The organism is Pedobacter terrae (genome assembly GCF_036946585.1).
GTDB lineage: Bacteria > Bacteroidota > Bacteroidia > Sphingobacteriales > Sphingobacteriaceae > Pedobacter > Pedobacter terrae_C.
In genome coordinates this window covers 49649-74684 of record NZ_JAQIIV010000007.1, presented here as the reverse complement: position 1 = coordinate 74684, position 25036 = coordinate 49649, and the positions used below count along the sequence as shown (strand labels likewise).

The following is a 25036-nucleotide window of genomic DNA, read 5'->3' as shown; positions in this document are numbered from 1 at the left end:
TTTATTTTAATATCTGATGAATATTTTCATACAACGGTTCATAATTTGATCCTTTTTCTGCCCTGAAGAACAAATTACCTATACTATCTTTCCAAAGATCAATTTTTTCTCCTGGCCCCCCTTGTTTCGGTTTCTCTGAATGAGGATCAAAACCTTTATCTTTTAACTTTTTTATTTCCCCTGCAGACACTCTACTAACTTTCCCGATAGGTGTTTCGAACTTTAAGGGTTTATTAGTTATTTCAAGTAAACTATTCACAAGTGCGATAGCTCTTCCTAATGGTGTAAATCTACTTAGGACGCCTTCAAAATCACTCCTAAAAGCTTGCCGTACTTCTGGAGTCATAGTTTGTAGCGTCATTGGTGGCAAGACTGACATGTTATTGTTAGATTTAGTGGAAATCGTAACGGTCCCCAAATTCGTGCCCAGCTCAGCACTCTTAATTCCATACTGAATTTTCATATTAGTAGTTAGCTGATTATATTGCAACTCGTCAAGTCCACCACTACCATTCATTTGATAGAATCTATCTGGCAAATCATTAATTATAACCATTTGTAATTTACCGTTACGGTCAAATTGGTAATCATTGAAGAAGCCCGTTGTTCCCCTGCCATCTGGATCAATATTAAAAATAGGATTATTCAATCCGTAGTTATACGGAGAAACATCAGCGTAGTCCTCCGCCAACGGATCAACAACATTCCATCTCCCTATCACAGGATCATAAAACCTGGCTCCGTAATCATACTGCTCCAAACCATCCTGCAACTCCTTACCATTATACAGGTATTTATTGTTTAAAGAAATTGCTCCGCTATTATTCGGAATTGATTTCCTTAACCCGAAAGCATAATAGTCATCACGCTGCAGCATCCGCAAAACGCCGTTATAAATATCAAAAGTATAACGCACATTTCCTAAATGATCTGATAAATTATAATGATAGCTATAGGTACCACCATTGTTCTGCGCCACGCCCTCTTCGGTATGGATCAAATCTATAGTGGCATCCGGATTATATTCAATGCCATCAATATAATTTCTGATGGTTCCGTTGTCGTTTTTAGACAACTTGTTGCCTTCTGCATCATAAGTATAAGCCAGATTAACGGTCGTACCTTTGATAGCTGTTTTGGGCAAATTGAGGTAATTATAAGTGAGCTGAATACCTTTATTGCCGTCTATAGTCGCATTGCCATTAGCATCATACTCATAGTTTTGTACCGTAAGGCCACTCACACTTTGTAGCCGGTTGCTGGCATTAACGTTAAGATAAGTATAATTTTTTTGCCCACTATTATCACGGTTTAAACTCTTGATATTGCCCATTACGTCATAAGTCAGGCTTTCGCTCATGGAGGTTCCTGCAGTTTTCACTGCGCTAACCAGACGGTTCAAGGGATCATAACCGTAATTGAAGGTATTGGCTATGGGATTTAAATTATTCGACCAGTCCCAATATTGCTTGGTGATATTTCCGTTAAAGCCCTGGTCTGTACCATTCTCATAATCCAGTTTTATACTAAACTGATCGGAATAGCTATTTTTTAACCAGCCCCGCTCGTTATAGGCAAAACTGGTGGTTTGCAGCTCATTATGTAGTTTTTTACTACTCAATTGCCCCAACTCGTTATATTCCAGGTGACTAAGGATGATCTCTCCTCTATCATTGATGTTTTCGAAAGTAGCGAGTTTACGTCCTACATGGTCATATTCATGCCGGGTGGCAATGGTGGTATTTAAAGGATTGGCCGTTGGTGTCGCCTTCACGATGTTGGTCCGGGTACTGGCTTGCAGGCTGCCATCAAAATTCCACACATTATCAATCACATCTTTACCATTCAGGTGGTTCTCACTTTTGCTTTGTACTATGCGACCTTCTGCATCGTAATAATTAACGGTGAGCAACATTTGTGATGTACCCAACACCTTGACTTTAGATCCTGTAGCAAAACCTCGGGTTCGTGTTTTGGGCATCTGGCCATTACCCGGCTGCCCAAAGGTATTGCCCGGGAAGTCATAATCATCATAATAATTTAAGGTATAAAACTCCCCGATGCTACCCTGTGGGATGGCATCATTGGTATAACCGGTTGTGGCATTGTCATTGTCTCTTCTTTCATAAGGGGTAATGGCATCTGCAAGCCCCTGAAAGTATTGCTGGTAATTGGTATTGGCTTCACCATTGTGCTGATCATCCACATAACGCCCGGTGATGACTACCCTCCCGAAGCGATCGTATTTGGTAAATGTCCATTCCTGCGGGCTTTTTCCCCTTTGCACCGCATCCTGCACCATCACAGGTTGATCCAGCTTATTATACACGGTTAGTTCCCATCCCTTACCTGGTACCTTTTTCTCTTTCAGCCGGTTAAGGGCATCATAATGATAGGCGTAAATAAACTCCTTAAAAACATCCTGGCTTTCATCAAAATAATTGATGGCAGCCGGTAATTTATCAGTGTGTTCATTCACCGCAGGTGGCAGTACGTAACGGGTATTGCCCAGATCATCATATACATAATAAGTAGATAGGCTTTTGGTATTGCTTTCCCAAATGCGCTTCAAAACGATATGCCCGTCAAAATCCTTGAACTCTTCCACCGTACCTGTTTTATCGCTGAGATTGGTGTTGTTCTCATCACGAATGATGGTCTTTTGCAATTTACCAGCTGGGTAGTAGCTGGCCTGTGCTCCGTAGGTGATGACCCTCCAAAGCAACACCTCATTGGCAACGTTGGCGGCATAATCGGTACGGACGGTATGCCCTGCCCCCTGCAAATTGGCGGCGGCAGGCTGCCAGGGTACTCCCGGGAAACCCTGTTCAATGGTTCGGTTAAGCGGACTGGCTTCGAAAATGGTTTTGCTGAAAGGTGCTTCGTTGCTTTTTACACCTGCGACATTACCATTATAAAAATTCAGCTGTTCTGTCAGCGGATCTGTACGAAAGCTACCCTGACCGCCTTCAACAGTATAAGGATCATACTTGGTAGATTCACGTCCGAAAGCATCATATTCTGTAGGTTGGACAATATCCTTTAATGCCGGACTCCCTTGCACCTGGATGTTTTGTACCATCCGGCCTAATCCGTCAAAATACTGGATATTTTGGTTTTCGATGCAAACATCGCGGGTATTCCCTAAATTCTGGTCATTCACACCCGGTTTTCTAAAAATAGAGGTACGGATAAAATTCTGACCGATACTGGGATTAACACTAAGCGGCTGGCAATTGACAAAGCTGGCTCCCGTGGTAAAAACGCGCAAAGTACAACCTGTGGCATGGAAGCCATCTTTTAAGATTACACTCAAAGGCGCACTGATTTCACTTTCGCAGTTATAAACGGATACTTCTTTATGCACCTGTGCAAAGGCGTTATGAATAAAGAAGACCAGGGCGAAAACCAGGTAATATTGATATATTGATTTCATATTACGTTAATTCTTATTGGCGTTAATAGTTATCTGATTTATCGGATGCAATTAGTCGTTAAATAAAATAACGGTATGTTCACTGCCTGGTTGTAGTGTAATTACATCACCACTTTTAATCACCTGGCTATCCAGCATCAGCCTTGATAAACTGCCATTATAGTTCTGAGCAAAACGGATACCCACCTTATATTGCCCGGGAGCTATATACAGATCTTCCAGATTAGAAGTTGGGGTATTATACGGAATGCGTTTACTCACGACAATCGAATTATCCTGAATCAGATCCAGGTAAACCGTTCCAGGTACCTGGGCATTGGAGGGCCAGGTATTCATACGGATTTTCACACTAGCTTCCGGACCGGGATTATCGGCGACTAATAGGTTATTACTCCAATTGGAATTAAGATTTGATTCCGCAAAATTATTGGCACCTAGTGAAGACGAAGGGTTAAAGTAAATTCCTGCAGTCAAATAAGCATTCGCCATTCTGCGAAGATTATCTCCATTGTGCACATAATTGTAGGTCAGCATCATCGGATTATTCACCGTGAAAAGAGAGCCGGCGATGCTGGATGTGGGTGCCAGTGCATAATCATGCTTTTTCAGAATATTACCCTGATCATCCTTTACTGTAAATAAACGTCCATAATCATCATAACGGAAAAATTTTGAATTACCGTCGGCACTGGTCATGCGGGTTACACCAATCATGGGCGAATAGGCAAAAGTGCTCACCATACTGTTCGGTAAAGCATTACTGATCGTATTTCCTGTGGATTTGATTTGCGCATCATTATTATAATCAACGGAGTTGTAAGCGAATGCTGCTGTAACATCATAATAGTTGGCACCCTTTACCTCAATTACTGGATATAAATCGTTGTATCCCCATAAATAGGTTTTAAATAACCAGCCTTTCTCTGTTAATTGCCATACATTTTCATGGTCCCCATACAGATCAAAAGTGATTTCTGTTTTCAGGGCTGTGCCGTTAACCGATTTTAATACTGCAGCGGGCAGGATATGAAAATTAGCATGCCATAGGGCATATTCAGTTCTGGACCGGCTGCTTTCACTCTCCTCGTCGTTATCGGAAACTGTGGCATTAATCTCTTCAATTACCTGGCTGGTCATGTTCCGGTTTTTCATGGCATCATATACGGCCACTCCCGGATAATCATAAGCATATTTAAAAGTTTTACTGGTTCTCTTCCCGTTTACACCAGCGGTAATAATTTTACTTACTTGCGGATAGAGATCATTCTGATAGGCATAACTGGTATATTTTTCAGAGATGTCGTTATCTTTGAACCATTTTTCTGTCTCTGAAGTCAATAATAACTTGCCTACCTGTATGCCATATTCACCGGCATAAAACGGGCTACCCAACTCTCCGGAAGAAAATGTGGAGTTCTGGTCATATAAGGCATCATCTGAAAGGCTCGTCGGACGATCTAAGAAAGCGTACTCTATAGCAGGATAAACAAAAATGACGCGAATCTGGTCTTGCTTACTATATTTACTATAAGTAAATTCTTTACTATGCACCAGTTTAAAGTTTCCGTTTACACGGTTAAAAGCATAGTCTTCTATTGAACGTTCTACCCCCATTAAGCCATCACTGTGTAATATGGAAACATTTGTACCTTCTATGTACCCCTGATTACTGGAGAAACTATAAGGTTGAAAGGCATCAGGAGCATAATAATTATAAACTTTTTTGCCGGTAAGTTGCCCCAGGTCACTATTGTATTCTGTAACCTTCGTGTAATAAATAGGCGCACCATTAGGATAACTGTAATCTACACTGGATGCAGGTACATAACTGGTTCTGGTTTCTACAAAGGGAATACTCAGGCACTGTTTACTACTGCAATTACTAGGTATAGGATTTCCGGCAATTCCCATATTTGTGGTACCGGGCCCCCTGATGTAAGCGATTTTCTGACTATATTTATAAGGTTTGAAGGTTCTGTTAATTACATCATATTCCCGGTAAGGGGTATTCATGAGCAAGCCGGTTCCATCTTCGGTTTCTCCATAACGATAATACTTATAACTTTTGGGTTCCCAGCTTTTACCATCCCCGTAACTAATGGTTTTGATCCGTAATCCACCCGTCATCGCATATAAATCTGTTTGTCCACCAACAGATTGACGCGCTGCATTGGATTCAAATTCAAAATCCACATAACCTCCTGTGGGATAGATCAATCTTCGGAGCATCCCTGCATTAAGGGGTACTTCATCAACCATTTCACTATTCATGTGAAGACTATTAGCTGTGCCAAAGGTAAATGTGGCGTTGGTACCATAACCATGGCAGGCATCATCTGCTGTACGAAAGTACATTTGGCTGATTTTAGTTTCGGGTATTGCTGTAAATCCGTTGCTGTTAGAGATCGCCTGCGTCAGTATATTAGGATAACCCCAGGCATACTTACCTTGTAACTGCGTGCCAAAAGCATATTTGTTTCCGTATACAAATTTATAGGTTTCTACAGCAGCGTTAGTTATCCCTGAACATTTTACAGAATCGAGGTAATTTGTAGAAAAAAGGTTGATGTTATTGCTATTGTAATCTGCAGAATTCCCATTGGTTACCACCGACTGGAAAAAATCGAACCCTTTAATTTGCTGGTTATTATGATCTTTTATCTTAATAGAATTTAATTGCTCAGCGCCATTAAATTCGACCGCACCTGTACGAAAATCAATTCTGGAAAGTGCTACCCCATAAACCACTGTGGTTTTAAAATTGGGCATTTGCAGGGGATAGGTTTTTTCCAACACCTGGTTAGAGGAGTTGAGGTATGGAAAATGAAAAACAGACTGCCCGTTAGACATATTTTCGATGTACTTGGGTGAAGACAGCCTAAACATGGGATAGGCTGATGTCAGGCTTTCAAAGGAGCTATATGTTGATGTAATTTGATCGGCTCTATAAAAAGGATTAAGATTGCACAAATTATCTGTGGTAAGGTATTGTATAGACTGGTTACTAATGTTGAATACTAATGGACTTTTGGTCTCGTAAGTAAAATTGATCGTTTCTGTTTTATTGGCATTTTCTATTTTAACGCATTTAAATGTTGTTTTAACATTGTTCGTAAATTCTATTCCTTTAGCAGCCCTGTCATCTACATGCATTGCACCTTTACTGCCGAAATAATAACTTGTACCATCATTATCCACAATGGTAAATTCTCCGTCCGAAAAAATAACTCTAATATTATCAAACGGAACGGGAACGATCGTATAACCTTCGCCAGATCCATCTTTACGAAAATAAAAAGAACCAGATTTGTTCAGTAACTTATAGTTAAACTTATCTGGCATGCCATCCAGTTCACCTATAGCAATTTTATGACAGTCCAGGCCATTCCCTATATTAATGGGATAACGGTAATATTCCTCACCCACCCTATATACTTTTATTTTGCTGTTATGGATATAGCCAAACTGATCCAGATCATCCATACCATTTACACTTCTTGTAATTTGTATATCAGAACTGAGCGACCAGCCCATGCCAGAGCGGGTGGCGCGTTCGTGGATTTTGAAACCACCTGCATGGTAGCTTAGCTTAATGGGCAAACTGAGATTACCTGCCTGAACATTGTATAAGGGGACAGAAATATCTGGTATCCCCGTATTAAAATTAACCGGGTAGTTGACCATCTTCGTGAGGGCGGCCGCCTCTGGCGATACCGGTACTTTAGCTTGTGACTGTGCATTTGCAAAATGGTGCACCAATAAAAGTACAACTAAAAGAAATAGTTGTTTGATTTTCATGAGCATTCAGATTTTTAGTTTAACTTATTTTTTCTTCTGTTTAATACTATTTTTTGTAGATTTCAGGTGATCCATTTCCTGTCTTAAATCCTGGATGGTACGATTTTGACTCTGGAGCTGGTCCTGTTGTTGCTTAATGGATTTATGCTGGTCAATCAGATGTAAAGTCAACTCCTCAATCTTCTTCAGTAACACCTTATTCATTTCACCTAAAGAAATACCTTCTTTTTCAACAATTGCAGCTGCAGGTACACCTGGCAGATGTTTATGTGTATTGATATAATTTTCAGTTTCATCCAAATTGGGAAAATGATAACCTGCTTTAAAAACGTAATCTGGCCAGTTGGTGGTTTCTACTTTAATTTCCTTTGCCCTGATGTTGCCATTTACCGAAAATTTATAGCCATTGGAATTTGTTGTTCCGATCATTACATCGCCATTTGAAGCAATCCGCATTTGTTCATTGGGGATAGCATTAAATGGGTTCCACTCATTACTGGTGTAAAATGCCAGGTGGGCCTGTCCATATTCGGTCGGGCCTCCCGCGTGTAAAAGTTTGATGGCTGCGGCATAAGCTATCCCATAATGCTTATAAAAATTTATACTGCCAATCACTTCATTATCGGCCATGATTTCGGTGTATTTACCAGATGAAATACTCAGTGCCGGAATCCATTCTTTCACTTCCAGGCGGGAGCGGGGTGATACCGTTCCAATCCCTACCTTTCCGGTATCCGGAAAAACATTTTGAGCATAGGAGATATAGCTTCCAAACAGCAGTAAAGAGATTAATACAAGGTGTTTCTGTTTACGCTTTAAAAAGTTGTAGAGCGATTTCATCATTTTATTTTTTGTTTTAGTTTTCTGGCTTTTTTATTAGCGTCTTGCAATTGTTTAAGCTGCTTATATTGCTGTGCAACTATTTGCGCTTAATTATATAGCGGGTAAGTTCTTCGATTTTATAGTATTACATTTACTATTTCGCGGAAGGTAACTTCTTATAATGGATGTAAAGGATTTTGATATATGGCCTGCAAACACCGAAGACTACTCATGTATACCCAGCAAATGCAGATACCATAAAGTGCTGATCATATTTTAGCATCCAAAAAGGTTTCACCCTACCTTCTTATAAGTTCAAAAGAATAGAGATTGATTTTTTTAATGCTACGCTAATAAATTCTGGTCATTACCTGGTAAAGAGTAGGGTAATTACTTACCCCCCAACTTATATGAATTGCTTTGAATATTCATATAGTCAGAGTTTTTAGAGAAATTCTTGGGTAAGAATAATGCTGAAAAGCCACTTAAGGGCTTATAATTGTCATTTAGCATGAGATCGTTTATTAAGTTTCGACTAATATATTATATCGAAGTGAAAAAGTAAAATCTTTTTGACGAACGTGCAATTTCGAGTGATATTCTGGCCTTTTGAGTGACGAAATTTTCGTAGTATATAAAAACAGATCATTTAAAATGGATGATGAACCTAAAATCCTAGCGATTGCCCGGATGAAAATCGATCGAAGATTACCATTTTAAATATAGCCTGCTTCCGGCATGTACCCAGAGGCCATTAACCGCTCTAACTAAGCCGATGCCTGCTGCAGGCGGGCGATCGAAATGGTTCCATTTTTCACCGGAAGTAACGAAGAGCGTGACTAAAGACCGCCAAAGGAACCGAACCCTTCATTTCCAAAAAACTGCTATCTACTAAAGAATCTGCCAAGACCAAATCAAACTCCGTAAGTCCTTCAAAAAGAATTATTTGCTTAAACCCGCCAGCGCATTAATCGTCAGTGCTACAATTACGGTATTGAATATAAAAGCAATCAGACTATGTAAAAGGGAAAGTCGCCTGATTTCTCTATCTGAGATTTCGACATCAGAAACCTGAAAAGTCATGCCCAACACAAAAGAAAAGTAGGCAAAATCGATAAAATCAGGTTCATCATTTCCTGGGAACTCCAATCCCGAACCGCCCTTTTCAGATGCTCCTTTATTGTTATCGCCATAATACAAATGGGCATAACGCATCGTAAAAGTAGTATGCACCAAAAACCAGGATAAAAACATACCCAGTATAGCGATAACGAGATCAAGCGGCTCGATATCTTTATTAATAAGCAGTAAAACTACAGCAAGTAAACCGGCAAAGGTAGAAACCACAACAATGGCAAAAATTTCGCCACGGGTTTCATCCTGCATTTTGGCTTTTAAATGCGTTTCGGCAGCAGAGGTATGAAAAAACATGTACCAATGCAGAGAATTGAGCACGAGGCAAAAAATATCCCACCCGAACATGATATGGGTAAGGGTATCCATTTTACAGAGCAACGAAAGCAGGTAGGCTGCAATGCCAGAGAAAAGGCTGATCAGCAAAACAAATAACGCTGATCGTTTTTGAATACCTGCCAGTTTTGGTTCTCGCATGGATGATTAAAACTTAAGTTTAAAATGCTCTTTGGCCTGCCCCTTTTTAAAGTAAACCAAACCTATCCAAAACAAATCGATGGTCACGGTAACATCAGGGTGGTTTTTAATTTCGGTCCAGGCCTCTTTCATGCCTTCGCTCCAATAAATATCGTCAAAAATCAGCAGTGAATTTTCGGTTACTTTTGGTAGGCACCATTTAAAATAATTCAGGGTAGCGTCTTTACGGTGGTTTCCGTCAATGTAAACAAAATCAAGGCTTGGCTGTCGGGCAATAATATCAGGTAAAATTAAATCAAAATTACCCACATGTAGTTCGATATTTTCCAAATCCAGGTCCTGGAAGTTTTTCTTGGCCACCGCTGCCGTTTGTGGACAGCCTTCTATCGTAATCACCTTGGTTTTGGCATCTGTTTTTGCTAAATAAGCAGTTGTGATGCCTAAACAAGTACCTAATTCGATCGCACTTTTAGCTCTGGTATTTCTAGCAAGCCGATAGATAAGCTTGGCTAATCTTGGGCTTTTTAAAGCGTTCTTGGCAATTTGACTGACTTTCTTGGTTCTGTTTTTATTCAGATGTGAGCCCGCACCCAGGTCGGTAACAGTGATGATAGAATCGTCATTAAAAAGTTTTTTTCGCTGCTCCTCTATATTTTTATATTCAGATTTCTCGTTAAAATCGTAAATTACCTCATCAGCGAGCTTATACACAAATGGCGAATGCGTTCCGTGCCGGCTCTTAGCTGTTAAACGGTGTTTAAGATAATCTGTAATAAATTGAAATAGCATAATATTGCAAAAGTAATTAAACACCGCAAACGTATGTATGTTTTATGGAAAATATCGCAGAGATAAGTGCTTTAGTTAAATTATTGGACGATCCTGACCAGGAAGTGTACCAGCATGTGGAGAAAAAACTGCTTGAATATGGTGGTGAGGTTATCCATTACCTGGAAAATGCCTGGGAACAATCTTTCGATGGACTCCTGCAGGAACGCATTGAAAACATTGTCCATCAAATCCAGTTCAAAACTGTTAAAGAAGATCTAAATCTTTGGTATTTAAGCGGCGCTTTTGATTTACTGCAGGGCGCTTTGATCATCAACCGCTATCAATATCCTGATTTAGACGAACAAAAGGTAATTAACCAAATTGAAGAGATCAAAAGAGATATCTGGCTTGGCCTGCAGTACGAAATGAGTTCGGTTGAGAAAGTAAAACTGATTAACCACGTTTTATATCAGCAATATGGCTTTAGTGGCAATACTAAAAACCACCACGACCCGCAAAACTCCTACTTAAATCAGGTATTAGAAAGCAAAAAAGGCAATCAGATTTCTTTAGCCATCATTTATTCTACCTTGGCTCAAAAGTTAGATCTGCCGGTATATGGGATCAATTTACCGCAGCACTTTATTTTAGGTTATATTGACGATAGTAGGCAGGAGGGTACCGAGTATGGGGTGCTATTTTATATCAATGCTTTTAACAGGGGTAACATTTTTGGCAAACACGATGTAGATCAATTTTTGCGTCAGCTTAACTTAGAGGCTTTGCCGGAGTATTATAAACCTTGCAGCAATACCGATATTATCCGCCGGGTAATCAGAAACCTCATTTCGGCTTATGAAAATGCCGGAGCAACCGAAAAAGTAGCCGAATTAAACGAACTGCAAAATATTTTAGCAGAAAATAGCCAATAAATACCTCACCCTGTGTTTAGAAATATCGGTAATCTACCTAGAATTAGTCTTTTAATGGTCTTAGTATTTTTCGCGGGCAGTTTGCAGGCACAAAAAAAAGTTAAACCAAATGTTATTGCCTACTACACAGGTCAAGGTTCGGTTATTGATAGTTTTCCGATTGACAAGATCAGTCATCTGATCTATAGTTTCGGGCACTTAAAGGGCGACAGTTTAAATATCACATCAGCCAAAGATTCGGCACTGATTTCGAAAATGGTAGAGTTGAAGAAACGAAACCCCGATTTAAAAGTAATGATTGCTATGGGGGGCTGGAGCGCCTGTGCAACTTGTTCGGAAGTATTTAGCAGAAATGAAGGACGAAAAACATTTGCCAAAACAACAAAAGCACTTTTAGATTTCTTTAAGGCCGATGGGATAGATATCGATTGGGAATACCCGGCTGTTATGGGTTATCCCGGACACCGGTATACACCAGCTGACAAACATAACTTTACTTTATTGATTAAAGAACTGAGAAATAAACTCGGTAAAAAAGCCGAGATCAGTTTTGCGGCAGGCGGCACAAAAAACTGTATTGACTCTTGCTTTGAATGGGATAAGGTAATGCCACTGGTAAACCGCGTAAACGTAATGAGTTACGACCTGGTAAGTGGATATGCAACACAAAGTGGCCACCATGCTCCCTTGTATTCTACCCCACAACAAACCTTATCAGCAGATTATGCGGCAAAAGCTTTAATCGGTTTAGGCGTACCTGCCCAGAAAATTGCTTTAGGTGCAGCATTTTATGCCCGTATTTTTGAAAACACTACCGAAACAAATCAAGGATTATACCAGCCAACAAAATTTTTAAGAGGCGTTTCTTATAAAGATTTCGACAAACAATTTTCGCTCGAAAATGGCTATACCTACTATTGGGATAAAACTGCCGAAGCGCCCTATTATTACAATCCACAAACAAGGTATTTTGTTACTTTTGATGATCCCAAATCAATTTCCTTAAAAACCAAATATGTAATTAATCAAAAATTAAATGGCATCATGTTTTGGGAATTAACTGATGATAAATATAGCGATGGCCTTTTAGATATAATTGATCGGACGATAAAAGGTTATAAAGCATTACCGAATAATTGATCAAGTTCGTTTAAATTACAATCAGGCTTTTATTAATTTTTAAATCTGTTTGCAGTTATAGGTTAAAAGGAATTTTCCTGTGTAATTTTCCGTTTCATCAGGCCTACCCGATGGATAAAATGTAGAGGTATTGACATAGTTTAAAGAAGTAGCATTTCCTTTAGCATCATATTGATAAGTATAAGTCATGGTCTCATCGCTAAAAGGGTCGCCATCCTGGTCTACAGTTTTCGACACACTTTTCATCATTACATTTTTAGATTGCCTGCCAAAATATCTTCCGGGAAAATAATCAACAGATCCGAAAGTGGATCAGAGATTTCATATACATTCATTCCAATTTCGCTCGAGTAGCTGTAAGTTGTTGTTTTTTTTGTAACATCCATGCGTTGCAAATGAAATTGCGCTTATCAAATAACCGTTTGCATAGGTCAAGTTATCGGTTGTGCTTAATTCGTTATTCAAATAATTCTTCACCAGAATTAAATATCCTTCAGCACTATAAGTATATTTTCGTGTATAAGCATAACTAACACTTCCAACTGTAGTGTTGCCGTTAGCACCGCTAGAAATTGCCTTGCCGTTCTGCAGTATGATTTCCGCTACGTGACCAGTTTCATCAGTAGCAATAATTTTATTTGCTGCATAAACATAAGTATTGGTCTCTGCTCCACTATTTAGCTTTGAAACACGACCTTGAGCGTCGTACTTAAATTGGATAACTTCCCCGATAAACCTATATCACTATTCAAACTCATCAACTGGCAGCCATTTCCCTTAGAATTAAGCCCTGTATTCCAATTAACCTCATTTTTGCAGCCCTAATTGCAATGATTGCAACCAGGGCTACCATTACATACCTAATTGTTTTTTGCATTAAAATTTCCGGTTAAGAGGTTAAAATATCTGACGAAGACATTAAAATTTCTCCTTTTTTAACCAGTTAGCCAACAAGTTAAACCAATCCACATCAGAAGTTCTGTTGATCAGGCCAAATCCATGTCCGCCGTTTTCGTATAAATAAATATCGGTATCAATATGATGTTGCTTTAATGCCTCATTCATTAATATACTATTTTCGTAAGGAACAGTTTTATCGTCTTTAGCATGGACAAAAAAAGCAGGAGGTGTTTTTTTATTTACATTTTCATTGGCAGAGAAATAATGTTTAAAACTATCGGCAGGATTTGGTCCCAGTAAATTCTTCATAGTACCTGTATGTACCGATTCTTCGAAACTGATTACAGGATAAATTAATGCAGCAAAAGCTGGTCTCAAATTTATTTTTTCAGGGTTAGAAATTTTAAGATCATTATAATGGGCCACTAAAGTTGAAGCAAAATGTCCACCAGCAGAAAAACCCATAATCCCAATCTTCCTGGTATTAATTCCATATTTTTTGGCATTTTTTTTAACCAGGTAAATGGCCTGCTGTGCATCTTGCAGTGGTCCATAGGTTTTATCTACCATAATTTCATCGCTCGGCAAACGGTATTTCAACACGAAAGCGGTCACACCAATGGCATTAAAGCGCTTAGCCACATCAGTTCCTTCATGGCTAAAGGCTAAACCACTATAACCACCGCCAGGGCAAATAATTACCGCTGTTCCGGTGGCTATTTCCTTTGGCGCAGCAAAAACCATCATAGTGGGTACCGATACCTTGGTGATGTTCAAAGTACCGTTGCTGCGCACTTCTGTACGCTCAACATAAGTAGCCGGGGTAGGTTTTGCACCTGGAATATTACCGTCGTACAATGGGATTATTTTTTGTGCTTTCAGATCAATCACTAATATAGCGAGGATAACCAGGGTTAAACCGAATTTCATATCTATTTAATTTCTTTTTTTGTCGACTTAAGATAAAACAATAGTGACTTATAGACTTCATCACTCATTAAATGTGTCGGAATAAAAAATGGTGCAGAACTTAATAAATTATTGATACTAAGGTGTCTATCATAAACTTTAAAATGGGTAACGATTTCCCATTTAACGAACGAACTGTAATATTCTGTTATACTCTCCACTCCCTCATCTGTAATCAGAATTTTTCTAACACTTGAGTCATTAAAAACTAGATTTACACCACGCTTTAACCTGGTAAAGAAAGTATGTTTAGCTCTAAAAAACCTAATTAAAAAGAAAAGGCATAACAGAAAGCAGATAAATAGTACTTCCCGGTCTATTTCCCTATCCATTGATTGATTAGTTGGCGTATTTTTAATCAAATTATTTAAATAACAATAAAAAATAACACCCATAACAAAAAACGTTAACGAAATAATTAAAAGCTTTCTTCCGTGCTCACGCCAAATTAATTGACTCGCTTCAAGCATGTTTTGCTTAACATTATTGTCTTCAACGATGATGTTCATGATAAATAAATTAGCTTAGAAAACAACCTTTTTATATTTATCAGCTTAAAACTCCATTAAATATGCCTTTAAAAAATCATTGATATCGCCGTTTAACACTGCATCAGGGTTAGAGGTCTGGAAATTGGTTCGATGGTCTTTCACCCGTCGGTCGTCCAAAACATAACTTCTGATCTGCGAGCCCCACTCTATCTTTTTCTTCGATCCTTCTACCGCAGCAATGGCTTCGTTGCGCTTTCTTTCTTCTATTTCGAATAACTGAGATTTAAGCAAACGGATGGCGTTTTCTTTATTCTGCAACTGCGACCGTGATTCCTGATTTTTGATGATAATGCCAGATGGTTTGTGGTATAAACGCACTGCAGTTTCAACTTTGTTTACATTTTGCCCGCCGGCACCACCAGCCCTGAATGTTTCAAATTCAATATCGGCTGGATTAATATCAATCTGAATGGTATCGTCAACCAAAGGGTAAACATATACGGAGGCAAAAGAAGTATGTCTGCGGGCATTCGAATCAAAAGGCGATATCCTAACCAAACGATGGACCCCGTTTTCGCCTTTGAGATAGCCGTAAGAGAAATCACCATCAAACTGAAGTGTTACCGATTTAATCCCTGCAATCTCCCCTTCCTGACTGTCCTGTTCGGTAATTTTATAGCCATTCTTTTCGCCCCACATCAGGTACATACGCATCAGCATATAAGCCCAATCGCAACTTTCGGTGCCACCGGCTCCAGCAGTAATCTGCATAACAGCAGAAAGCTGATCTTCTTTGCTACGGAGCATATTTTTAAGCTCTAGATCTTCTACAGCTTGTTTACCAGTTTCGAACTGCTCTTTCATTTCAGCTTCCGAAGCATCTCCGGATTGAAAAAAATCAAACATCACGGCAGCATCCTCAACCGCATTATGGGTTTGGTTAAAGCCTTCAGTCCATTTTTTCTTTGAACTAATTTCTGCCAGAATTTTTTCTGCTTTTTTTGGATCGTCCCAGAAATCGGGCGCCATGGTCAATTTTTCTTCTTCGCGAATGGCGTAAAGTAGCTCATCAACGTCAAAGATACCTCCTTAGAGACGTTACCCTGTCTCTTAAATCCTGAATCTGTTCTTTCGTCATGGAAACAAATATAGGAAATCGCTTTGAGCATCGCGCATGGCGAGAAGCGATTTCAATTTAAACTAGACCTATACTGCTCATTAATCAAATATATTCCTCTTAATCAATTAACATGATACGAACCAATGGCTATTGAAATGATAAATCAGCTCCTATTTCTTCATTGCCATATAATCCAGCGTAAGGTTAGAAAGTAATTTAACACCCAATACGAAACCACTTTCATCAAGGTAAAAATCAGGGGTATGGTGCGAGGGTGCCTTTAAAGGATCTTTACCTTTTTGCATACCGCCTAAAAAAACAAACAAACCTGGCACTTTTTCCTGAAAGAAAGAGAAATCTTCGGCACCGGTAACAGGTGGTTTTAATTTTACATGATCAGCTCCAGCAGTTGCCTGCATGCTTGGTAGCATTTTTTCGGTGAGTGCAATATTATTAAAGGTAACGGGATAATGGTTACTGTAAGGGATTTTTACTTCGGCTATTGCACCACCTGCCTCGGCTGTTTTGGTAGCAATGGTTTTAATCCGTTCGATAAACATGGCCTCATCTTCTTTGCTGAAATTGCGAACGGTACCCAGCATTTCTACTTTTTCGGGTATAATATTCGATCGCACACCACCATTTATGGCACCAATGGTAACCACACCCGGATTTTCGGTTATGTTTAAATTACGGCTAACAATGGTTTGCAGGTTATTGATAATCTGAGCTGAAACCACCACAGGATCAATACTGCTCCAGGGATAAGCACCGTGTGCCTGCCGACCGGTTACCGTAATCTTCATATCGTTTACAGCGGCCATGGTACCACCGGGACGGTAGGTTACATCGCCAACTTCAGTTTGTGAATTGATATGCAGCCCAAAAATGACATCGACTTTAGGATTTTCAAGTGCGCCTTCTTTGATCATTAATGCTGCTCCACCTTCATCTCCTTCAGGCACCCCTTCTTCAGCGGGTTGAAAAATAAATTTAACTGTGCCTGGTATTTCTTTTTGTATAGCGGCCAACACTTCTGCCACGCCCATCAAAATAGCCACGTGACTATCGTGTCCACAGGCATGCATTACGCCAACCTCCTGACCATTATATTGCGTTTTCACTTTAGAGGCAAATGGAACATCAACACGCTCGGTAACAGGCAAACCATCCATATCAGCCCGCAGTGCTACAACAGGTCCGGGCTTCCCTCCTTTTAATATACCAACTACTCCGGTTTTGGCTACGCCCGTTTTTACCTGTATACCTAAAGATTCTAAATGTTTTGCAATAATACCAGCTGTTCTTACTTCCGTATTTCCCAGTTCAGGATGTTCGTGAAAATCACGTCTCCAGGTAATTACTTTTTGTTCTATGCCATCTGCTTTCTTCGAGACTAATGGCCTTAAATTTGATTTTTGAGCAAAAGCATTTAATGCCAGGAGCGAAAAACCAATCAGGTAGATTTTTTTCATAAACAGGTGGTTTAGTTTAGGTGTTCTAAGCTAAGCATTTTTATGGAGAGATGGAATTGAAACAAAAAACAGGTGTTTTAAACATCTTAGGTGGCAAAAATCAAAATATTGAATTGCAATCATGAGTCTTTTATAATATCTACCATAAATTAAAATTTCTTATTGATTTAACACATTAAAAAGACCATTTTAAAATTTTGCTTTATTACTTTTACAAAAAAACAAAGATTATGTTACCTAAAATAAATTTCACAGAAACTGAGGCCTACAAGTACTTAGCCGATCATTTTATAGATATTAATCAAAAAAGCATTAAGGATCTTTTTACTGAAGATGCAGATCGTTTTAATAAGTTTTCTGTTTTTTTTGAGGATATCCTACTTGATTATAGCAAGAACCGCATCAGCGATGAAACATTAGCACTATTAATTCAATTGGCGCGCGAGTGTAAATTAGATGAAGCCATAAAATCAATGTACAATGGTGATAAGATTAATGAAACTGAAGGCCGTTCAGTGCTTCACATCGCCTTACGCAATTTAAGTAATACACCGATTTTAGTTGACGGCAAAGATGTGATGCCAGAAGTAAATGCAGTACTGGCTAAAATGGAGAAATTTAGCAACAGCATCATCAGCGGCGAGTGGAAAGGTTATACCGGTAAAGCGATCACTGATGTAGTGAACATTGGTATCGGTGGATCGGACTTAGGACCGGTAATGGTTACCGAAGCTTTAAAACACTACAAAAACCATTTAAATATTCACTTCGTTTCGAATATAGACGGCACGCACATTGCTGAAACTTTAGCCAACCTAAATGCTGAAACCACCTTATTCCTGGTGGCATCAAAAACGTTTACCACACAGGAAACCATGACGAACGCGCACTCTGCCCGTACCTGGTTTTTAGAAAAAGGTGGCAAAGAAAGCGATATCGCCAAACATTTTGCAGCATTATCTACCAATGCGAAGGATGTTTCTGCTTTTGGTATCGATACCGAAAACATGTTTGAGTTTTGGGATTGGGTTGGCGGTCGTTACTCTTTATGGAGCGCTATCGGCTTGTCTATCTCGTTAAGTATAGGCTTCGACAATTTTAAACAGCTATTGGCCGGTGCACATGCAACTGATAACCACTTCAAAACTGCTGAATTTGAAAGCAATTTGCCTGTAATATTAGGCTTATTGGGCGTTTGGTACATTAATTTCTATAATGCAGAAACACAGGTTATTTTACCTTACGACCAATACATGCACCGTTTTGCCGCCTATTTCCAACAGGGAGACATGGAAAGCAACGGTAAACATGTGGATAGAAACGGTAATGAGGTTGATTATGAAACCGGACCGATTATCTGGGGCGAGCCAGGTACTAACGGCCAGCATGCCTTTTATCAATTAATTCATCAAGGAACCCGGATTATTCCTGCTGATTTTATTGCACCAGCACAGAGTTTAAATCCGTTGGGGGATCATCATCCGATCTTATTATCGAATTTCTTTGCACAAACTGAAGCTTTAATGAACGGTAAAACCGAAGAAGAAGTAACAGCCGAATTAAAAAAAGAAGGTAAATCTGATTCGGAAATCGAAAAAATTGCACCATTTAAAGTTTTTGAAGGCAATCGACCAACAAACTCTATTTTATTGAAGAAAGTAACGCCCTATACATTAGGAAGCTTAGTAGCCATTTACGAACATAAAATATTTGTTCAGGGGATTATCTGGAACATCTTTAGTTTCGATCAATGGGGAGTGGAACTTGGTAAACAGCTAGCCAAAAAAATTCTGCCCGAACTCGCAGGCAACGAAAAAGTATCGAGCCACGATAGCTCTACCAACGGCTTAATTAACCAATATAAAGCCTGGAGATAAGCTTTCAATAGCAAAACTGAAGCTATGCTGCCGTTAAGTTGGAAAATCTAAATTAGATTAAACGCTTAATTTATTTCGAAAGCCGTTCCGATGTGAAAATCGGAACGGCTTTTTTTATTTTTTTTCAGGCAACCATTCCTAATTAAATTACGTAACGGTTAAGATTTCACTAGAAATTACATGACCGTAATGAATACAAAAACGGTTATGTTTTTAAATAAACAGAACATAAATTAAAAACTGGCCACGCCGCAAATTTCAATTGCACTGCAATCGAACATGAGGATATAAAAATGAATCCGTCATTAATTTTAATTAAATAGCTATGAAAAAACAAAATTTAAGCTTCTCGTTAGCCGCAATTACCATCCTACTTTTTGCCTGTTCTAAAAGGCAAGCGGAGGAATTGAAACCAACAACACCTGCGGGCCCAAGCGCAGTAACTGCTGCCAATGTAACCTATAGCAATTTTGCAGGCGCACTTTTCCAAACCAAATGTAACAGTTGCCATGGTCCGGACGGAGCACTTAAATCAGTTTGGGCATTTAATGGCATAGCATCTATTAAAAATGATAGCCGTGTAGCCAATAGCGTGTTGGTTACGAAAACGATGCCAAAAGGAGGCTCCCTAACGGCAAGTGAAAGAGAACTGTTGCAGGCATGGTTTGATAAAGGCATGCCGGAATAGCCCATTTATATTAACGCCAGTTTTATTTAGCACTTAAACACATTTACAGATGCAAAAATTATTTTTCACATTAGTAGCCTTGGTATTATATACAGGTGTAAAGGGACAGATTTTGGTAAGTAAAAGCGTTAATTCTTCCTTTTTTTCTTCAACACCAGTAGAAGATATTGATGCCCAAAGCAAAACAGGTGCCTCGGCACTCAATACCCAAACCAACGATATCATTTTCAAAATCAACAATACCTCTTTTCAGTTTAAGAAAAAACTGATGCAGGAGCATTTTAACGAAAATTATATAGAAAGTGATAAGTATCCTACTTCTGATTTTAAAGGGAAAATTGTAGAGCAGATCGATTTTTCAAAACCAGGTACTTATCCGGTAACTGTTAAGGGTAACCTGCAGATCCATGGCATAACCAGAGCATATACCACCAAAGGATCAATCATCATCACCGCCGATGAGGTGAAAGCTACTTCTACATTTAATGTAAAACTGGCTGATCACGACATCAAAGTCCCAACGATCGTTTTCAAGCAGATTGCAGAAACCATCCAGGTTAAAGTAACCGCTATTTATCAACCCAAAAAATAAATTTATGAAATTTCGTCTAAAATCTCTTTTATATCTATCAGTTACCCTTCTGCCTACTTTGGCATTTGCACAGGATTCGCTTGAAAACGCCTTACAGATGCCAACGGAAAAAAGGAATGTGAAGGCTACGTTTAAAGCCCCCAAACTGATCAACATCCAAACCAACGAAACCATTTATAAAAATGAACTGGATTTTAGGGTAGATCATCGTTTTGGTGATATTGCAGGCAGTGCAGGTGGTACCAAAAACTTTTTTGGACTAGATCAGTCGACGGATATTCGCATTGGTTTTGAATATGGAATCAGCGATAGGCTTTCCATAGGTTTAGCAAGGGCCAAAGGTGCAGGGGTAGTTACACAGCTTTATGAAGGAAACTTAAAATATCGGTTGCTGGAGCAAACCACTGATGATAAAATACCTGTGGCGATAACTTTATTTGGTAGCACTACCATTTCCGCTACGAAAGCATCAACCGATCCTGCCGCAGCAAATGCATTTGGCGGATTCAAAGATCGATTAACCTATGTGGCGCAGGCGGTGATTGCCAGAAAGTTTAACCCGAATTTTTCGATGCTCGTCATGCCATCTTATGTACACCGCAATTTTACTGTTTTTGGTGATCAGAACGATATGCTTGCCCTATCCATCGGTGGACGTATCAAAATTACCAAACGCATGGCCTTCGTGGCAGATTATACCATTCCATTCAGGGATAAAAACAAAGAAACATATCTCGAAAGTACACTGGATACAAAATATTATAAAACGCTTGGTGCCGGACTTGAGTTTGAAACGGGAGGGCATATTTTTCACCTCAATTTCACTAATGCAACCGCCATTCAGGAGTCGCAGTTTATTACCGACACCAATACTTCCTGGCTTAAAGGGCAATACCGTTGGGGTTTCAGTATAGCACGACGATTTTCATTTGATAAGAAAAAAGTGAAGTAAACTCAATTTAATAAAGTTCTTGCAATTAAATTAATAGGCTGTATCATCAATATTTATAGCCATTCCGAGGAATAATTTATTGTTAAAATTCAATATGATTAATAGATAAATTTTATTAGTCAACATTTCTCGATCGCTCGTCATTCCCAACTTGTTTGGGATGCTAATGTTTCAAATATGATACAGCCTATATTTTAAGATGATGATTAAACCGTTACATTTTGTCCTTTAACATCAAAGGCATCCCGTAAGCCTATTGCAAGAACATTAAAGGCATAAACGGTAAACATAATAGCCAAACCAGGCAAAACAGCTAGATATGCTGCATCCATAATGATATAGCCATAATGTTCTTTAATCATACTACCCCAGCTTGGCATAGGTGGCTGTGCGCCAAAGCCCAAAAAGCTTAATCCAGTTTCCAGCAATATAGCCGATGCAAAGTTAGAAGAAGCCACAACCAATATAGGTCCGGCGATATTGGGCAATATATGCCTCATAATGGTTCTGGCTGTACCAAAACCCAGTGCCCTTGCTGCTTCTACAAATTCTACTTCTTTTAAGGCCATCACCTGCCCGCGTACCAGTCTGGCCACATCTACCCAGGTTGATAAACCTACAGCGATAAATATCTGCCAGAATCCCTTCCCTAAGGCAAATGATATCGCAATGACGAGCAGTAACGAGGGTAGCGACCAAACCACATTCATAAACCAACTTATAGAAGCATCTATCCTGCCGCCAAAATAACCTGCAATGGCCCCTAAAGTCACCCCGATAAAAAGTGAAATCAGAACGGCCATTAAACCTACAGATAACGAGACACGGATGCCTAAAATCAATCGGCTTAATAAATCACGCCCATAAATATCAGTTCCCAAAATGTAGGTGCGTGTATAGATATTATCTTCTTCGAAGAGCGCTTGCGGTGTTCCTACTTTTGAAGGCAAAACGCAACTGGGGCATAAATCTTTTAATTCGTATACAGTTTCTTTGGCCTTTTCGTCATCTCCTATATATTCCTGAACAAAAACGCTATCGCCTTTGATCTGGTAAGAAGTAATTGGGATGCTTTCAAAAGTAGGTGTTTGCCCATTGAGCATTCGCTCAAAAAAGTTAACCTTTTCTACTTTGGGGTTATGGCTGGTGATTAAGAAAGTAAAAGTGCTGCCAGGTTTCTTTTTGTTCAGCTGGAGCGTTTGTACATTCGCATTTGGAGAATCATCTGGCATAATCAGATAACCCAAAATGCCCATCAGCATCAATAGCAAGATAAAGATCAGCCCGCCAAAGGCAAGCTTATTCCGCTTAAACTTTAACCATACTTTTTTTGATGGGCTATTATCCATTATCTAACCATTCTACCTTTCCAATTGTATTTCCCACTGTTTCCGGCAATGCCGATGTACACCATGTAAATTACATGAAGCACATTTAAAACAGGTATCAAAATGAGTAAACTCCGCCTCTTGGCAAAGCCCGTTACATCCCATAAAAATAGTGTTTCTAAAACCATTTTAACCAGCAATTGATAAAATGTAATGGCCAAAAATCCCGGAATAAAAAGTCCGGCAATAAAATTTGCGAGAATAGAAAGGTTAAAGATCCAAATCAGCACCCCTAACACAATTATAGCCTTATTTTTATAACGGGTACTCTTAGAAGCCCAGCGTTTACGCTGTTGAATAAATCCGCCCAAAGTTTCTTTTGCATGGGTGTACACAATAGCTTCCCTATTTTTGAGGAAACCGATCTGATCCGGATATTTAGCTGCAATTTTATGCAATAGTAGCTCATCGTCGCCAGATGCCAGATCATCTATACCTTGAAAGCCCCCAACTTCATAAAAGGTTGTTTTCTCGTAAGCCAAATTTGCACCGTTACAAGTTGATGGTTGTTTATTTCCAATGGTAGAAGCCCCTAAACCAATCAGATAAAGAAATTCTAAAGATTGTAAGCGTTCAAAGAAACTCTTCTCCTGAAAATAAGCAACGGGCGAAGAAATCATTTTATAGTTTTTTTCTTCATACAGATTTACAATTGTACCTAACCAGTTAGGCCCCATCCTGCAATCGGCATCGGTTGTAATAATTAAATCCCCGGAGCAGGTGCCGATAGCTGTTTGTATGGCTTTTTTCTTATAAGAGTTTAACGCCCGATCTTCGTTTAACTTAATCAGTTTTACATTACGATCGGCATAACTTAACACAATTTCTGCTGTTCTGTCTGTAGAATGGTCATCAATAATGATAATCTCCGTTAAAGCTTTAGGATATTGCTGGGTAATCAGATCATCAATCGTTTTATTGATATTCTCTTCTTCATCTCTTGCAGCAACAATAATAGAAACCTTGGTTCGAGGATCAGATTTTTGCGGCGTAAAATAGATGAGGTTATGCCACCCTCTGATAAAATTAAATACCAAAAAACCATAAATTAAGGTCAGCGCAGCAGAAAATAAACTAGTTAGATTTAAGACTTCCAAAAAAATTGAGTTTAAAAACGAAATAAGTACCTAAGATAGCAGGAATTATAATATTAATGAGCCAAATACTGGCAGTACATGCAATAACTGCCACATGCTGGTCTGTCACATGTTTAAATAGCTCAACCGCAGTAACACTCCTGATGCCTACATCGAAAAGATCTAATGAAGGTAATGCCGACTGTACCAAAAACAGCAAACAGGTCATCATTACAATATCTGCATAATGCAAGCCGGGAACCAGCCAAACGAAAAGGATAAAATATTGCGAACTGAATATCAGGTAACGGGCAAGGCAGTAGATAATAATTTTGAATAGCTCCCTTTTCTTGTACCGGGCCAAAATGCTATAAAATTTCTTATATTTTCTGGTGAATTTGAAAGACAATAAAATCCCGTTCAACCAACGGATATTAAAGTAAAATACCAGAAAAAACAGACAAAAAATTACCGCAAAAAAAACCAAAGCAATAAATATTACCTTATCGATCGCGATGAAGCGGTATACGAAAAAGCAGGTTGCAATGGCACCAAAAACATTGGTTAATACCAACTGACCGATACTGCCTACGCTCATGGCCACTATCCCAACAATCCTTCTGCGGGGTGAAAGAAAAAATACGCGACCACCATATTCTCCCAATCTATTGGGAGTAAAAATAGCAAGCGTTAAACCACAGAAAACAGATTCGATGGCCCTGTAAAAACTGATCGGTTCGATATGGCTCATGAGGTATTTCCATTTGCCTGCTTCTAAAAACCAGTTTACAAACATTAGCAGCACTACTATTCCGATTACCGTGATAATTTCTACAAGAGGAATTCCATTTAATAAGGTACTGAAATCGTGAAGATTTTTATTAGCAACCAGTTTATGATAAATAAACCAAAAGGCAAATATTACAATTGCAACTTTGATAAAAAGTGATAATATTTTCTTTTGCCTGCCAGTCAAGATTCTGTTTTTATTTGCAAAT

At 39.0% G+C, this 25036-nt stretch carries 20 protein-coding genes; 6 read left to right on the top strand and 14 right to left on the bottom strand.

What is annotated here, in order from left to right; genetic code table 11:
- Position 1: 1 nt before the first annotated feature.
- The 5 genes from PGN18_RS11910 to PGN18_RS11890 form a co-directional block, all read right to left on the bottom strand.
- Complete coding sequence (locus tag PGN18_RS11910) at positions 2–3436, bottom strand: DUF6443 domain-containing protein (RefSeq protein ID WP_335319722.1); 3435 nt, start codon at positions 3434–3436, stop codon at positions 2–4.
- 51 nt (positions 3437–3487) lie between these two features.
- On the bottom strand, positions 3488–7234 hold the full coding sequence (locus PGN18_RS11905; protein ID WP_335319721.1) for a hypothetical protein: 3747 nt from the start codon (positions 7232–7234) through the stop codon (positions 3488–3490).
- 24 nt (positions 7235–7258) lie between these two features.
- Complete coding sequence (locus PGN18_RS11900; protein ID WP_335319720.1) at positions 7259–8077, bottom strand: hypothetical protein; 819 nt, start codon at positions 8075–8077, stop codon at positions 7259–7261.
- A gap of 921 nt (positions 8078–8998) precedes the next feature.
- Positions 8999–9667: a DUF1345 domain-containing protein gene (locus PGN18_RS11895; RefSeq protein WP_335319719.1), complete on the bottom strand. Its 669-nt coding sequence runs from the start codon at positions 9665–9667 to the stop codon at positions 8999–9001.
- A gap of 6 nt (positions 9668–9673) precedes the next feature.
- Complete coding sequence (locus PGN18_RS11890; RefSeq protein ID WP_335319718.1) at positions 9674–10456, bottom strand: O-methyltransferase; 783 nt, start codon at positions 10454–10456, stop codon at positions 9674–9676.
- Positions 10457–10500: 44 nt separating this feature from the next.
- Here PGN18_RS11890 and PGN18_RS11885 point away from each other — a divergent pair, with 44 nt between their 5' ends.
- Positions 10501–11370, top strand: coding sequence for a transglutaminase-like domain-containing protein (locus PGN18_RS11885; RefSeq protein ID WP_335319717.1), 870 nt, complete (start codon positions 10501–10503; stop codon positions 11368–11370).
- Between the two features lie 54 nt (positions 11371–11424).
- Positions 11425–12510 (top strand): glycoside hydrolase family 18 protein, encoded by a 1086-nt coding sequence (locus PGN18_RS11880; RefSeq protein ID WP_335319716.1) that lies wholly within the window; start codon positions 11425–11427, stop codon positions 12508–12510.
- Positions 12511–12549: 39 nt separating this feature from the next.
- On the opposite strand, the gene PGN18_RS11875 is transcribed toward PGN18_RS11880, so the two are convergent.
- From PGN18_RS11875 to PGN18_RS11850, 6 genes are all read right to left on the bottom strand, one after another.
- Positions 12550–12759 carry a hypothetical protein gene (locus PGN18_RS11875; protein ID WP_335319715.1) on the bottom strand — a complete coding sequence of 70 codons (210 nt, stop codon included), beginning with the start codon at positions 12757–12759 and terminating at the stop codon, positions 12550–12552.
- Entirely contained in the window at positions 12759–12896 is a 138-nt protein-coding gene (locus PGN18_RS11870; protein ID WP_335319714.1) for a hypothetical protein, read from the bottom strand. The genes PGN18_RS11875 and PGN18_RS11870 overlap by 1 nt, the downstream gene beginning before the upstream one ends.
- 532 nt (positions 12897–13428) lie before the next feature.
- Positions 13429–14340: an alpha/beta hydrolase gene (locus PGN18_RS11865; RefSeq protein ID WP_335319713.1), complete on the bottom strand. Its 912-nt coding sequence runs from the start codon at positions 14338–14340 to the stop codon at positions 13429–13431.
- Positions 14341–14342: 2 nt separating this feature from the next.
- Positions 14343–14888 carry a hypothetical protein gene (locus PGN18_RS11860; RefSeq protein ID WP_335319712.1) on the bottom strand — a complete coding sequence of 182 codons (546 nt, stop codon included), beginning with the start codon at positions 14886–14888 and terminating at the stop codon, positions 14343–14345.
- Between the two features lie 45 nt (positions 14889–14933).
- Positions 14934–16008 (bottom strand): peptide chain release factor 2 gene (gene prfB / locus PGN18_RS11855; protein WP_335319711.1). Its coding sequence is split into 2 segments (ribosomal slippage): positions 14934–15947 and positions 15949–16008, totalling 1074 coding nucleotides; the frame shifts between segments, so codons are not numbered across the junction.
- A 152-nt stretch (positions 16009–16160) separates the two neighbouring features.
- Positions 16161–17465, bottom strand: coding sequence for an amidohydrolase (locus PGN18_RS11850; protein WP_335319710.1), 1305 nt, complete (start codon positions 17463–17465; stop codon positions 16161–16163).
- 230 nt (positions 17466–17695) lie between these two features.
- On the opposite strand from PGN18_RS11850, the gene pgi reads away from it, so the two are divergent.
- From pgi to PGN18_RS11830, 4 genes are all read left to right on the top strand, one after another.
- Positions 17696–19342, top strand: a complete 1647-nt coding sequence (pgi, locus tag PGN18_RS11845) for a glucose-6-phosphate isomerase (RefSeq protein WP_335319709.1) — start codon at positions 17696–17698, stop codon at positions 19340–19342.
- A gap of 325 nt (positions 19343–19667) precedes the next feature.
- The gene (locus PGN18_RS11840) at positions 19668–20030 is read left to right on the top strand and encodes a hypothetical protein (protein WP_335319708.1); all 363 of its coding nucleotides are present in this window, start codon (positions 19668–19670) and stop codon (positions 20028–20030) included.
- 49 nt (positions 20031–20079) lie between these two features.
- Positions 20080–20622 (top strand): YceI family protein, encoded by a 543-nt coding sequence (locus PGN18_RS11835; protein ID WP_335319707.1) that lies wholly within the window; start codon positions 20080–20082, stop codon positions 20620–20622.
- 4 nt (positions 20623–20626) lie between these two features.
- Positions 20627–21574 (top strand): DUF5777 family beta-barrel protein, encoded by a 948-nt coding sequence (locus tag PGN18_RS11830; protein ID WP_335319706.1) that lies wholly within the window; start codon positions 20627–20629, stop codon positions 21572–21574.
- Positions 21575–21780: 206 nt separating this feature from the next.
- On the opposite strand, the gene PGN18_RS11825 is transcribed toward PGN18_RS11830, so the two are convergent.
- Genes PGN18_RS11825 through PGN18_RS11815 form a run of 3 tightly spaced genes read right to left on the bottom strand, consistent with a single transcriptional unit; the run spans position 21781 to position 25014 of the window.
- A complete protein-coding gene (locus PGN18_RS11825) occupies positions 21781–22923 on the bottom strand; it encodes an ABC transporter permease (RefSeq protein ID WP_335319705.1) in 1143 nt (380 codons plus the stop codon).
- A complete protein-coding gene (locus PGN18_RS11820; protein ID WP_335319704.1) occupies positions 22923–24059 on the bottom strand; it encodes a glycosyltransferase family 2 protein in 1137 nt (378 codons plus the stop codon). Before PGN18_RS11820 ends, PGN18_RS11825 begins: the two co-directional genes overlap by 1 nt.
- Complete coding sequence (locus tag PGN18_RS11815) at positions 24037–25014, bottom strand: lysylphosphatidylglycerol synthase domain-containing protein (protein WP_335319703.1); 978 nt, start codon at positions 25012–25014, stop codon at positions 24037–24039. Before PGN18_RS11815 ends, PGN18_RS11820 begins: the two co-directional genes overlap by 23 nt.
- Positions 25015–25036 lie beyond the last annotated feature (22 nt).